Source organism: Cupriavidus sp. PB-02, from assembly GCF_058252315.1.
The window spans coordinates 2984366-2996933 of the sequence record NZ_CM177694.1; the positions used below are offsets into that span (position 1 = coordinate 2984366).

Consider the following 12568-nt stretch of genomic DNA (forward strand, 5'->3'; position numbering starts at 1 on the left):
CCTTGTCATTTTCAGGATTGAACGCATGAACCAGCAAGCAGCGCAGGCGCAGCGCCCCGCCCCGCCCCAGTCCGCCGAGTCGCAGTACGTGCTGGCGCTCGACCAGGGCACCAGCAGCTCGCGGGCCATCCTGTTCGACCATGAGGGCAACGTGGTGCGGCTGGCGCAGCGCGAGTTCCGCCAATATTACCCACATCCCGGCCACGTCGAGCACGACCCCTACGAAATCTGGCAGTCGCAGCTGGCGGTGGCGCACGCGGTGCTGTCCGATGCCGGCATCTCGGCCTCGCAGGTGCGCGCCATCGGCATCACCAACCAGCGCGAGACCACCGTGCTGTGGGACCGCAAGACCGGCGAGCCGGTCGGGCGCGCGCTGGTCTGGCAGGACCGCCGCACCGCGCCGATGTGCGAGGCGCTGCAGGCCGCCGGCCACGGCGAGCTGTTCCGCGAAAAGACCGGCCTGATCATCGACGCCTACTTCTCCGGCACCAAGCTGCGCTGGATGCTCGACAACATCGAGGGCGCGCGCGAGCGCGCCCAGCGCGGCGAGCTGGCCTTCGGCACCGTCGACACCTGGCTGATCTGGCAACTGACCGACGGTGCGCGCCATGTCACCGACGCCTCCAACGCCTCGCGCACGATGCTGTTCAACATCCACACGTTCGCGTGGGACGACGCGCTGCTGGCGCTGCTCGACATCCCGCACGCGCTGCTGCCCGAGGTGGTGCCGTCCAGCGGCGAGGTGGCGCGGACCTCGGCGCGCCTGTTCGGCGTGGAGATCCCGATTGCCGGCATCGCCGGCGACCAGCAGGCCGCGACCTTCGGCCAGGCCTGCCTGTCGCCCGGCATGGCCAAGAACACCTATGGCACCGGCTGCTTCCTGCTGATGAATACCGGGTCGCAGCCAGTGACTTCGCACAACCGGCTGCTGACCACCATCGGCTGGCAGTTCGGCGGCCAGACCCAGTATTGCCTGGAAGGCGGCGTGTTCATGGGCGGCGCCACCATCCAGTGGCTGCGCGACGGACTCAAGATCATCAACAGTGCGCCCGAGGTCGAGCCGCTGGCGCGCCAGTGCGACGACACCGGCGGCGTGGTGCTGGTACCCGCCTTTGCCGGCCTGGGCGCGCCGCACTGGGACGCCTTTGCGCGCGGCACGCTGGTCGGCATGACGCGCGGCACGGGCCGGCCGCAGATCGCGCGCGCGGCGCTGGAGTCGATCGCGCTGCAGAGCGTGGACGTGCTCGAGGCCATGCAGAAGGACGCCGGCATCTCGCTGGCAGAGCTGCGCGTGGACGGCGGCGCCTCGCGCAGCGATCTGCTGATGCAGATGCAGGCGGACCTGCTCGGCACCCCGGTGGTACGCCCGCGCGTGACCGAGACCACCGCGCTGGGCGCCGCCTACCTGGCCGGCCTGGCCACCGACTACTGGAGCGACCCGTCGCAGATCGCGCAGCAATGGCAGGTGGAACAGCGCTTCGAGCCGCACCTGTCGGCCGACGAGCGCGGCCACCGGCTTGCGCGCTGGCATCGCGCCGTGGACCGCTCGCGCGACTGGGCACGCGAGGACGAGGCCGAGCGCGGCGGCCACGGCTGACGGCCGCCTTTTCCCTTTTTCGCTACAACGCCAGCCAACCAGCACACACCCCCGATAAGCGTCATGCAAAGAATCACCACACCGATCGAGCCCCCCAAGCGCGCCGCCCTGCTCGCCACCCTGGAGCGCGAGCCGCGCTGGGACGTGATCGTCATCGGCGGCGGCGCCACCGGCCTCGGCACCGCGGTCGACGCCGCCTCGCGCGGCTACCGCACGCTGCTGGTCGAAGCCGCCGATTTTGCCAAAGGCACCTCGAGCAAGGCCACCAAGCTGGTCCATGGCGGCGTGCGCTACCTGGCCCAGGGCAATATCAGCCTGGTGCGCGAGGCACTGCACGAGCGCGGCCTGCTGGCGCGCAACGCCCCGCACCTGGTGTGGCCGCTGGGTTTCGTGGTACCGGCGTACCAGATGTTCGACCAGCCCTTCTACGGCATCGGCCTGAAGGTCTACGACATGCTGGCCGGCAACCTCAACCTGGCCGGCAGCCGCTGGCTGAACCACCGCGAGGTGCTGGCCGCGGCGCCCAACCTGGCCGAGCATGTCAGCGGACGTCCGCTGCGCGGCGGCAACCTGTACTTCGATGGCCAGTTCGACGATGCGCGGCTGGCGGTGGCGCTGATGCGCACGCTGTTCGACGTCGGCGGCACCGCGGTCAACTATATGCGCGTGACCGGACTGAGCCAGCAAGGCGGCGTGATCAGCGGCGTCACGGTGCAGGACGTGCTGGGCGACGCCACCTTCCGGCTGCGCGCGGACTGCGTGATCAATGCCACCGGGGTCTGGGTCGACGCCATCCGCCAGATGGAAGACGGCCACGCGCGCACCATGGTCGCGCCCAGCCAGGGCGTGCACCTGACGCTGCCGCGCAGCTTCAATCCCGGAGGGCGCGCCATCCTGATCCCCAAGACCGACGACGGGCGCGTGCTGTTCGTGGTGCCGTGGAACGGCCACACCATCGTCGGCACCACCGACACGCCGCGCCGCGACCTGCCGCTGGAACCGGACGCCGGCGCTGACGATGTCGATTTCATCCTGGAGACCGCATCGCGCTACCTGGCCAAGGATCCCACGCGCGCCGACGTCACCAGCGTCTGGGCCGGGCTGCGGCCGCTGGTCAAAGCCACCGGCGAGGCGTCGACCGCATCGCTGTCGCGCGAGCATACGATCCTGGTGTCCAAGGCCGGTCTGATCACCGTCACCGGCGGCAAGTGGACCACCTACCGCAAGATGGCCGAGGACGTGATCGAAACCGCGATCCAGCGCCAGATGGTGCGCGCCGCGCCCTGCGTGACCGCCGAACTGCCCCTGCACGGCGCCGCGGGCCTGCCGTCGGACCTGCCGCCGCCGGACTCGGTATCGCCGGACCGCTACTACGGCAACGAGCTGGAAACGCTGCGCGCCCTGCCCGGCTACGACCGGATGCTGGCGCCCGCGTCCGGGCTGACCGAGGCCCATGTGCGCTTCGCCGCCCGGCACGAGCTGGCCCGGCGCGTCGAGGACGTGCTGGCGCGCCGCAACCGCGTGCTGTTCCTGGACGCACGCGCCGCCGTGGCAGCCGCGCCGGCCGTGGCCGCGATCCTGGCCGAGGAACTCGGCGAGAACGAAGCCTGGCAGGCGCGCGAGATCGAAAGCTTCCGCGCACTTGCCGCCGGCTACATGCTGGGCTGAGCGGGCTGCCGGCGGAACTGCCGCCGCCGGCACCCGTCTGACCTGCCCGGCACGCAACCCCTCCGCAAAGGCAACCCGATGACGAACCGCCCGCCCCTGATCCTCGCTCGCACCCTCGCACTGCTGGCAACTGTTGGCGCCTGTGCCACCGCCCATGCCGCGCGCGCCCCCGGCATCGACGGGGTGCGTTTCCAGGAGGTGCGCACCGTGCACTACCAGTGCGACGGCGGCAAGACACTGTCGGTGCGCTACTTCAACAGCGCCGACAACCAGGCGGCCGTATTCCGCCTTGACGGCAAGCCGGTGCTGGCGGTCACCACCGTGTCGGCGTCCGGCGCGCGCTATGTCGGCGGGCGCTACGAGTGGTGGACCAAGGGCGAGGAAGGCACGCTGCGCGACCTGATGCAGGGCGAGAATGCCACGCCCGCGCTGGGCGGCTGCCACGCCAAACCCTAGCGGCCGGCGCTGTCGCACTGCATCCTCTTTTGATGCAGCGGCGTTCCGGGCGATAATGCGGGGATTGAATCAGGGAGAACACCATGGACGAGATTGAAGATCTGTCCGATCTGCCGATGCCCCGCTTTATCTGGGGCTTCGCCGTTATCGCAGGCAAAGGCGGCGAGGTCATGCACGACGAGTTCGAGTATCTGACCCACACCCGCAGCCCGCGCTTCACCTGCCGGGTAGTCGAGCTTGAAGACATGCCGGCGGAAAGCGAGGAAGACGCCATCGACGGCCGCATCGTCCACGACGACGACCCGAGCCGGATGTTCTATATCACCGACGCCGGCATGGCGCTGGTCAACTTCCACCTGTTCGACAAGATGCCGGACAAGCAGAAGTTCAAGCGCATCTGCGACGAGGCCATCGCCAACTGGATGCTGCGTCGCGAATTCCTCGACGACGAAGAAGAGGACTGACGCCGCGGGGGCACGGGCAGGCGGCGGCCTAGGCTGCCGCCCGGTAATCAGCCCTCGCCCTGCTCCGGCGGCAGCGCGCCGCCCAGCAGTTCATTGAGCAGCCCGGTCATGCCGCCCGGGTGCTCGGCGGCAAGCGCCTGCAGGCGCTTCGCCAGCGCGCCGTCCAGCTTGCACGCAAAGGGCACCAGGCCCTGCTCCTGATCCAGCCGGCGCTGCTCGCGCCGGTCCGGGCGCGCGGCGGCGCCACCGGGGATACCGCCCCGGCCCGCCCCAGCCTGCTTCAGGCTGTTGGCGATCTTCAGGCCCTTGTTTTTTTCCAGGTCCGTTTTCTTCACGGCGTCATCCGAAAGTCTGTCGAGGCCGGTATTGTACGCACCCCCGGCACACACCGGCGCCAAAGCACCAGGCCATCGGCGCCATGGCCGGTCCTAGTCGTTGCACACCTCGATCAGTTCGGCGGCCACCCGCTGGATTTCCGCATATATGGAAATGGCGTCCATCGGCCCGGTGCAGCCCACGGCCGTGGCCTGGCTGGCGTCCGCGCCGGGAGGCAGGAACACGAATGCCATGCCGGGCTGCCAGCCGGGATGCTTGCGCAGGCTGTCATTGAGGATGTCGAGATACTGCGCGCGCGTGAAGACGTGCTTTGCCATTGCTACCTCCGGAGCCACTGCCGATGCGCCGTGCGGGCGCGGGAGTCATGGCGGGGATCGTAGCATGGCAGTACCGGCCGGCGTCACCTTGCGGCGCCGGCCGGCGGGCGGATCAGCACTCGCCCTTCTTGGCGTGGCCAGGTGGGCAGTGGTAGCCCTTGTCCTTGTGGCCTTTATCCTTGTGGTCCTTGTACCCGCCCTGGTCCCAGCGGCCAGGCACCAGCACCCAGCCGTCGCGCGACTGGATCCACCGCGGCGACTCATAGACATAGCCGGGGCGCTCGCGATCCCAGCGGCCCTTCTTCCAGGCGTGCTTGTGGTGGTGGTCGTCCCAGTCCCAGTAGCCGGGCATCCACACATAGCCAGGGCGCGGCGCGGGCACGACCTCGTACATCGGGGCCGGCGGTGGCACGCCGATGGCAATATTGACCGACACCTGGGCCATCGACGTGGCACTGAACGTCAGGCCCGAGCCCAGCACGGCTGCTACCAGGATGGCCCTGGCGGGCCGGAGCACGCGATGTGTCATGGAAGCCCTTTCTTGTGGAGGAACATGCGCACAGTCTAGCGCGCACGCCTTGGCGCGCAATGTAAGAAAGGGTTTCCGATTATCACAACGACGCCGGCGCGCAACAGTGTCTCGCGCGCCGGCGGACTAGTGATCTTCAGCCATCGCCTTGAGTTGGGCCTCGCCCGCGACGCGCGCGGCGTCAGCCGTGGTAAAGGTGTCATCCGAGACGATGGCGCGGCGAATCTGCTGCGCGCCGAAGTCAACCAGCGCGATGATCCACACATAGCGCCCCGCCTGGGGTGCGGTCTGCACGAAAGCTTTCAGGTTGGGCCGGGATTCACTTGCCATGATCCATCTCCTTGCTTGAGGACCAGCTTGGGACGAGCCTGAGACATGCCGCAGCACAGCTGTGCTGGGAACTCTAGCACATGGCCCGCGCACTTACCGGGCACCGGCCTCGTTGCCGTAGGCACGCAATTCGCGCGCCCGCGCCGCCGTCATCCGGGCCATGCAAGACGCGCCCGCCACCCGCGCCGCCGTGCCGCCGGCCGGATCCGCCACATAGGCGCAATTGGCATCGCGGAACTGCAGCCACTCGCGCTGCGCCACCCGCAGCAAACCCGTGCGCGGCGCCACCAGCCGGCGTAGCAAGCCCTGGTAGGCGGTATTCAGCGCAATGTCCTGTTGCCGCAGTTCGGCCGAGGTACAGCCGAGCATGTCGGCCGTCGACCCGGCCTTGGCCATGCAGCGCTCGTATTCCGCGCTCAGGCCATTGCTTTCCGTGGCGCTGGCTGGCGTGGACGCCGCAGTGAGGGTGAAGATGGCAAGGCAGGCGATGGCGCGCATATGGGTTCTCCCTTTCCTTGGTGGCGTGACGCAACGTGGCGGAGGCGTCCGGTACCGCTCAGGCCAGCCAGCGTCCCAGCGTGGCTACCGCGATATTGACCAGCCCGAGTACCAGGTTGGTCCCCACAGCCTGCCGGATCCGGTTCAGGGCGGCACCGGCGGCCGGCCAGTCCTGCGCATCCACGGCCCGGCTCAGCACGCGGTACGGACCAAACCAGACATAGCAGAAAACCACCGCCATGACGATGCCGATGCCCGCCATCAGATGCCAGTTGCGTGGGGCACCGGCCATGCCCACGGCGACCATCATCGCCACGCCGCTCAGCACGATGACGATCACCGCGGCCCAGACCCAGGGGAAGAAGCGGCCGAACACGCCGCGCCACAGCCGCAGCCGCGCCGGCGGCTCCAGCACGCTGCCGGCCACCGGCCGCAGGCACAGGTAGGCGAAGAACATGCCGCCCACCCAGATGGTGACGCTGGCAACGTGCAGGAAGCGGAGCAAGGGGTCGGCGATCATGGCGGCATGCGGCGGCGAGGCGCGCTTGGGGGGTGGAAGGGGACGAAGGGGCGAAGCCACATTCTATGTGTTGTGTCCGCCACGGCGAAGACCTGCAAGTCGCGCCGCCACACTTCAGGAAAACCTCCGGGAACCGATAAACGTTCCGTAACATCCAGCGCCGCTTGCGGGCTACACGAAAACGCTGCTTCCGAAGCCCGTTTTTTGGCCCCGCGCGCGTCATTCTTGAACGCCTGATCGCCCGAAACACGCGCCCGAACAATACCCGCGGCCGTGGCCAGCCAGCACGCCTCAGCCGCACCGCAAACCCATCCCTGACCATGGCTCCTGCCCCAGCCAGCGCCCTTTCCCGTGCCGATCTCACGCATCCACGCCCGCTGCTGCGCCGTTGCCTGCCGGCCCTGCTCGCCGCGACGCTGGCCGTGCTGCCCGCGATGCTGCCGCCGGCGGTGACCGCGCAGCCCGCGCCGCAGCGCACCGACCTGGTCGCGCGCGTGGTCTTCAGCCTGCTCGGCTACGCGCGCTGGCCCGTGGAGCGCGACACGGTGCGCCTGTGCGTGGACAACGCCAGCCGCTATTCCGCGCGGCTGATGGAGGGCGGCACGCTCGCCAGCGGGCGGCCGGTGCAGACGCGCCAGGTCGACGTGCTGGCCGACATGCTGCACCCGGCCTGCGATGCGCTCTATGTCGGCGCGATGAACGACGCCCGACGCAAGCGCCTGTCGGCCGAACTGACCGGCCGTCCGGTACTGGTGGTCACCGAGGAAGACTTCGAGTGCGAGGTGGGCAGCATGTTCTGCCTGAACATCCGCGACAACCAGGTCTTGTTCCGCGTCAACCTCGACACGCTGGCCCGCAGCGGCGTGCACGTACACCCCGGCGTGCTGCAACTGGGACGCCGCAAGGGAGCGCCGTCATGAGGGCGCGCAAGCCGGCGCCGGGCACTCCGGTCCGCCCCACACTCTACAGCGTGCTGCGCCGCATCCACCTGGGCGTGGCGCTGATTGCCGTATTCACCGCGGGCGTGTCCCTGACCGCGCTCGGCATGACCGCGCTGCGCGTCTATGCCGACCACAACGTGCGGCTTGTGGCCCGCTCCATCGCCTATACGCTGGAGGCGCCGGTGGTCTTCCACGACCAGGCGGCCACTGGCGAAACGCTGGCGGTGATCGCCGCGTCCGAGGACATCGCGCGCGCCACCGTCTACGACCGCGACAACCGCGTGCTGGCCGAGTGGCGGCGCCCCGGCCAGCCGCAGCTGACTGGCCTGCCCCACGCGCTGGGCGAGTGGCTGAGCATGGGCGCCGTCGACCAGCCGATCCTGCACCAGGCACAGCAGGTCGGCGTGCTGCGCGTCAGCGGCGACCCGCGCAACCTGCTGCACTTCCTGCTGCAGGGCGCTCTGGGCCTGCTGGGCTGCCTGCTGCTGACCGCGGTCGGCGCGCACTACCTGGCCAGCCGGCTGCTGGTGCAGATCGTCGAACCACTGCGCAACCTGATGCGAGTGGCACACGCGGTGCGCTCCGAGCGCGATTTCGCACAGCGCACGCCACCCGCCAGCATCGAAGAACTCAACGCGCTCAGCGAAGACTTCAACGGCCTGCTGGACGAACTACAGACCTGGCAGAACCAGCTGCAGCACGAGAACCGCTCGCTCGCCCACCGTGCCAACCACGATGCGCTGACCGGCTTGCTCAACCGCGCGGCCTTCGTCGAGGCGCTCGAGCGCGCCGTGCGCCATGCCGCCGCCAACGACGAGTACGCGGCGGTGCTGTACCTGGACAGCGACGATTTCAAGCGCATCAACGACCACCACGGCCATGCCGCCGGCGACGCGGTGCTGGTGGCCGTGGCCCAGCGCATCCGCGCCAGCCTGCGCGCCGGTGACACCGTGGCACGCATCGGCGGCGACGAATTCGCGGTGCTGGCCGCCGCGCTGCGCGCGCCCCGCGACGCCATCCATATCGCCGAACATATCCTGCAGGCCATGGCCGCCCCGATCGCCCTGCCCGACGGCAGCACGGTGCGAGCGTCGCTGAGCATCGGCCTGGCCGTCTTCCCCGTCCACGCGCAAGGCAGCCAGGCGTTGCTGCACGCTGCCGACGCCGCCATGTACGGCGCCAAGCGGCGCTCCGGCGGCATCTGGCAAAGCGCCGAACCGCGCCTGGACGTCACGCTGTGAGAATCCTCATGACCGAACCTTCTGCCCTGCGCTGTTTGATGCCGCGCTGGAAATTCTGGACGGCAAGGCCGTCTTCAGTCCCCGAACGGATTGGGCGCGCGGTTCTCCAGCGCTTCGTTCAGGTCGAACTCGTCGCGCACCTTGTCCACCACCGCGCGGATGCTGGCCTCATAGCCAGTAGCGTTGCCGAAGCCTGTCATATTCCAGTTGCGGCCGCGGGCATCTCGGGGATGCGGCACCGGGGCCGGTACCCGCACTTTGGCCCCGTCCTCACCGATTTCATAGATTTCCTGGATGCGCCGGCTCACCTCATCCTGCAGGGCATGCCGGCCGCGCTCGCGCTTGGCCATGACTGACTCCACGATGGATCCGGGGCCATCCTAGCACGGGGGTACGGGTAAGCTCAAAGGGCCGTCTTGGCCGCCTGGTAGGCAGCGTAGAGGCGCTGGAAAACCGGCCCCGGCACACCCTTGCCAACGGTGCGGCCGTCGATCGTCACCACCGGCAGCAGCTCCTTGCTGGCTGACGACAGCAGCACCTCGTCGGCGGCAAACACCGCTTCCTTTGCAATCCGGCGCGCCTCCATTGGAATCTCCAACGCCGCGCAGATCTCCTCCATAAAGCCGTAGCGGATGCCTTCGAGGATCAGGTTGTCCTTGGGCGGCGCCAGCACGCGGCCATCGCGCACCACCCAGACGTTGGACGACGACGCCTCCGTCAGCCAGCCATCCCGGAACTGGATCGCCTCGGTCGCGCCATGCTCCGCCGCATGCTGCGCGGCCAGCACGTTGCCCAGCAGCGAGGTCGACTTGATCTGGCAGTTCAGCCAGCGCCGGTCCTCCATCGTCACGCACGCCACGCCCTGCTCGCGCATCTGCGCCGATGGCAGTGCCATGGGGTTGGTCATGATCAGCACCGTCGGCACCACTTCCTTCGGGAAGGCATGGGCACGCTTGGCCACGCCGCGCGTCACCTGGATGTAGACCATCTGGTCTGACATGCCGTTGGCCTCCACCACCTCGCCGATCAGTTCCATCCACTGACCCGCACTGTGCGGATCGGGAATCCCGATGGCCTCCAGACTGCGATGCAGCCGCGCCAGATGCTGCGCGCCGCGGAACGGCTTGCCGCCGTAATACGGGATGACTTCGTAGATACCGTCGCCGAAGATGAAGCCGCGGTCGAGGACGGGGATGCGGGCTTCGGAGAGTGGGGTCAGGGTGCCGTTGAGGTGGACGACGGGGTCGGTCATGGTGGGCTTGAACGGAAGAAATGGAGGGAATGCATTGATTGTTCCACACCGCTCTCGGGAGGCTTATGCAAGATTCGCATGACGGCGCCGTGGTCCGCGGCGCGCGAATCGCGACTCCATGGCACACCAGAACCAAAACCCGTAAAGCAAAAACCCGCAGGGCTTGCGCCGTGCGGGTTTTGTCTGAATTCTGGCGGAGAGAGGGGGATTCGAACCCCCGATGGGCTATTAACCCATACACGCTTTCCAGGCGTGCGACTTAAACCACTCATCCATCTCTCCGGGAAGTCCGCGATTATAGCAGAGTTGTCCGACGAATCCAGTGCTTCGTCGCGATACTTCGCCTTACCCTGCCCTACCCCTTGCGCAGGTAGGTCACCAGCCGGTCGATCACCGGCGCATTGCGCGGCGTCAGCAGGCTGACAATGATGGCCACGGCAAACCCCGCGGGCACGCCAAAGGCGCCGGACGCGATCGGGTCGACGCCGAACCAGCGGTTGCCGAAAATGCCGGTCATCTTCGTGAAGAACGGATAGTTGACGAAGATGTAGTACACCGCCACGGCCAGCCCTGCGGCCATGCCGGCCACGGCGCCGGCGGCGGTGGTGCGGCGCCAGAAGATGCCGAGCACCAGCACCGGGAAGAAGCTGGATGCGGCCAGCGAGAAGGCTGCGCCCACCAGGAACAGGATATTGCCCGGCCGCAGCGAGGTGACGTAAGAGGCAAACAGCGCTACGCCAAGCAGCACGATCTTGGCGGTCGTCACCCGCCGCTGATGGCTCGCCTGCCTGTCGACCATGTGATAGAAGACATCGTGCGACAGCGCATTGGCGATCGTCAGCAGCAGCCCGTCGGCAGTGGACAGCGCCGCCGCCAGCGCCCCGGCCGCGATCAGGCCGGAGATCACGTACGGCAGCCCGGCGATTTCCGGGGCGGCGAGCACGATCATGTCGGGCTGCAGCAGGATTTCGGCCCACTGCACGATGCCGTCGCCGTTGACGTCGCGGATGCCGAATACCGGCGGGTCGACCTTGCGCCATTGCACCACCCACTGCGGCAGCTCGGCATATGAGGTGCCGACCAGGTGCGTAAAGAACTCGTACTTGACCAGCGCCGCCAGCGTGGGCGCGGACACATAGAGCAAGGCGATGCAGAACACCGCCCAGGCTACGGAATTGCGCGTTTCCTTGACCGACGGCGTGGTGTAGAGCCGCGTCAGGATATGCGGCAGGCTGGCGGTACCGACCATCAGGCAGAACACCAGCAGCACGAAATTGAGCCGCTTGGTCTTGCGCTCCTGCTCCGACTCCGCGGGATAAGGCTCGGTGGAGGACAGCGAATGGCGGCTGCGCGCGAGCGCATCTTCGCGCTGCTGATTCCATTGCTGCTGCGCGGTGCCCGCATCGCGCGGGAACTCCAGCCGCTCGCGCTCCAGTGCCTTGAGCTCGCGCAGCGGGGCGTTGCGCGCACGCAGGTCCTGCAGGCGCGCGTCTAGCGCGTCGCGTTCCTGCATGAAGGAATCCGGCAGCCGGGCGATGCGTTCCTGCAGCAGGATGGCCTGCTGCTTGTAGTATTCGCGCACGGCCTGCTCGGCGGGCTCGCGTTCGAGTTGCTGCTCGCGCGCGTCGAGCTGCGCCAGCAGCGTGCCGTAGCTCAGTTGCGGCAGCGGTTCCTGGTGGTGCTTCCACGCGATCATCGACACCGTAACCAGGAAGGCGGCGATCATCATGATGTACTGCGCCACCTGGGTCCACGTGACCGCGCGCATGCCGCCGAGGAACGAGCAGACCAGGATGCCCGCCAGCCCGAAGAAGATGCCGACGGCAAACTCCACGCCGATAAAGCGCGTCACCACCAGGCCCACGCCCTGGATCTGCGCCACCAGGTAGACGAACGAACACAGCGAGGCCGCCAGCACGGCGATGGCGCGCACCGGCAGGTTGCCGCCGGGCTTGCCGTTGCCGTAGCGCGCGGCAAGGAAATCGGGGATGGTATAGCCGCCGTACTTGCGCAGGTATGGCGCCAGCAGAAAGGCCACCAGGCAGTAGCCGCCGGTCCAGCCCATCACATAGGCCAGGCCTTCATAGCCGGACGAGAACAGGATGCCGGCCAGGCCGATAAAGGACGCGGCGCTCATCCAGTCGGCCGCGATCGCCATGCCGTTGAACAAGGCCGGCACGCGCCGCGAGGCGACGTAGTACTCGTTCAGGTCCGAGGTGCGGCAGATCAGCCCGATGCAGGCATAGATCGCGATGGTGACAAACAGGAAGACATAGCCGAGCCACAGCGCATCGGCATTGGAGCGCTCCAGCAGCCCCATCATGGCGACGAAACCGAACAGCCCTAGCGTGAACAGGCCGTAGTACAGCAGCAGCCGGCGGCGAAAGCGCGACTGGGCATCGGGCATGGGGGCGGCGGT

The 12568-nt window shown here is 68.1% G+C and carries 15 protein-coding genes and 1 tRNA gene; 6 read left to right on the plus strand and 10 right to left on the minus strand.

Translation table 11 applies throughout. The features are described from left to right. Positions 1-25: 25 nt before the first annotated feature. The 4 genes from glpK (at position 26) to AC10V3_RS13960 (ending at position 4185) form a co-directional block, all read left to right on the plus strand. Positions 26-1597 (plus strand): glycerol kinase GlpK, encoded by a 1572-nt coding sequence (gene glpK / locus AC10V3_RS13945; RefSeq protein ID WP_022535876.1) that lies wholly within the window; start codon positions 26-28, stop codon positions 1595-1597. 63 nt (positions 1598-1660) lie between these two features. Further along, on the plus strand, positions 1661-3265 hold the full coding sequence (locus tag AC10V3_RS13950; RefSeq protein ID WP_022535877.1) for a glycerol-3-phosphate dehydrogenase/oxidase: 1605 nt from the start codon (positions 1661-1663) through the stop codon (positions 3263-3265). A 78-nt stretch (positions 3266-3343) separates the two neighbouring features. Continuing rightward, the gene (locus tag AC10V3_RS13955) at positions 3344-3721 is read left to right on the plus strand and encodes an MliC family protein (protein WP_022535878.1); all 378 of its coding nucleotides are present in this window, start codon (positions 3344-3346) and stop codon (positions 3719-3721) included. Positions 3722-3804: 83 nt separating this feature from the next. Next, positions 3805-4185, plus strand: coding sequence for a hypothetical protein (locus AC10V3_RS13960; protein WP_022535879.1), 381 nt, complete (start codon positions 3805-3807; stop codon positions 4183-4185). Between the two features lie 47 nt (positions 4186-4232). Here AC10V3_RS13960 and AC10V3_RS13965 read toward each other — a convergent pair whose 3' ends face one another. From AC10V3_RS13965 to AC10V3_RS13990, 6 genes are all read right to left on the minus strand, one after another. Continuing rightward, positions 4233-4520 carry a hypothetical protein gene (locus tag AC10V3_RS13965; RefSeq protein ID WP_041681102.1) on the minus strand — a complete coding sequence of 96 codons (288 nt, stop codon included), beginning with the start codon at positions 4518-4520 and terminating at the stop codon, positions 4233-4235. 93 nt (positions 4521-4613) lie between these two features. Next, positions 4614-4838, minus strand: coding sequence for a hypothetical protein (locus AC10V3_RS13970; RefSeq protein ID WP_022535881.1), 225 nt, complete (start codon positions 4836-4838; stop codon positions 4614-4616). Positions 4839-4950: 112 nt separating this feature from the next. Then, on the minus strand, positions 4951-5367 hold the full coding sequence (locus tag AC10V3_RS13975) for a YXWGXW repeat-containing protein (protein ID WP_022535882.1): 417 nt from the start codon (positions 5365-5367) through the stop codon (positions 4951-4953). A gap of 126 nt (positions 5368-5493) precedes the next feature. Beyond that, positions 5494-5697, minus strand: a complete 204-nt coding sequence (locus AC10V3_RS13980) for a hypothetical protein (protein WP_022535883.1) — start codon at positions 5695-5697, stop codon at positions 5494-5496. Positions 5698-5790: 93 nt separating this feature from the next. Continuing rightward, positions 5791-6195 (minus strand): lysozyme inhibitor LprI family protein, encoded by a 405-nt coding sequence (locus tag AC10V3_RS13985; protein ID WP_022535884.1) that lies wholly within the window; start codon positions 6193-6195, stop codon positions 5791-5793. 58 nt (positions 6196-6253) lie between these two features. After that, on the minus strand, positions 6254-6715 hold the full coding sequence (locus tag AC10V3_RS13990; RefSeq protein WP_022535885.1) for a CopD family protein: 462 nt from the start codon (positions 6713-6715) through the stop codon (positions 6254-6256). 320 nt (positions 6716-7035) lie between these two features. Here AC10V3_RS13990 and yfiR point away from each other — a divergent pair, with 320 nt between their 5' ends. Continuing rightward, on the plus strand, positions 7036-7635 hold the full coding sequence (yfiR, locus tag AC10V3_RS13995; RefSeq protein WP_022535886.1) for a regulatory sequestration protein YfiR: 600 nt from the start codon (positions 7036-7038) through the stop codon (positions 7633-7635). Continuing rightward, complete coding sequence (dgcN, locus tag AC10V3_RS14000) at positions 7632-8897, plus strand: diguanylate cyclase DgcN/YfiN (protein ID WP_022535887.1); 1266 nt, start codon at positions 7632-7634, stop codon at positions 8895-8897. Before yfiR ends, dgcN begins: the two co-directional genes overlap by 4 nt. A gap of 74 nt (positions 8898-8971) precedes the next feature. Here the strand turns inward: dgcN and AC10V3_RS14005 are convergent, their stop codons facing one another. The 4 genes from AC10V3_RS14005 to AC10V3_RS14020 all read right to left on the minus strand — a co-directional run bounded on the left by AC10V3_RS14005 (position 8972) and on the right by AC10V3_RS14020 (position 12556). Continuing rightward, positions 8972-9247, minus strand: a complete 276-nt coding sequence (locus AC10V3_RS14005) for a hypothetical protein (protein ID WP_022535888.1) — start codon at positions 9245-9247, stop codon at positions 8972-8974. 53 nt (positions 9248-9300) lie between these two features. Continuing rightward, on the minus strand, positions 9301-10149 hold the full coding sequence (locus AC10V3_RS14010) for a D-amino acid aminotransferase (protein ID WP_022535889.1): 849 nt from the start codon (positions 10147-10149) through the stop codon (positions 9301-9303). Positions 10150-10340: 191 nt separating this feature from the next. Beyond that, positions 10341-10431, minus strand: a tRNA-Ser gene (locus AC10V3_RS14015). Positions 10432-10504: 73 nt separating this feature from the next. Further along, positions 10505-12556: a sodium:solute symporter family protein gene (locus tag AC10V3_RS14020; RefSeq protein WP_022535890.1), complete on the minus strand. Its 2052-nt coding sequence runs from the start codon at positions 12554-12556 to the stop codon at positions 10505-10507. Positions 12557-12568: the final 12 nt, after the last annotated feature.